The organism is Bacillus sp. C28GYM-DRY-1 (assembly GCF_030519405.1).
Classification (GTDB): domain Bacteria; phylum Bacillota; class Bacilli; order Bacillales; family Bacillaceae; genus Bacillus; species Bacillus spizizenii_A.
On sequence record NZ_JAUMKF010000118.1, the window covers coordinates 1 to 223 of the forward strand.

The 223-nt window shown below is 44.4% G+C and carries 1 protein-coding gene; it reads left to right on the forward strand.

What is annotated here, in order from left to right; all coding sequences use genetic code 11:
• A partial coding sequence (locus Q3W56_RS20930) for a transposase (RefSeq protein ID WP_302896728.1) occupies positions 1-223 on the forward strand: 223 nt, incomplete at both ends.

Here is a 223-nt window from a genome sequence, read left to right on the forward strand (position 1 = left end):
ATTTACTACAATATGGCGTACAGATGGTTTTTGGGCCTGAATATCAATGACCCAGTTCCGCACCACTCCACCATCAGCTGGAACAGACGCACACGCTTTAAAGATACAACGATTTTCCAAGACATTTTTGATGAGATCGTTCTTCAAGCCATTAATCATGACATGGTGGGCGGACGTGTCCTATTCACCGATTCAACTCATCTGAAAGCCAATGCCAACAAGC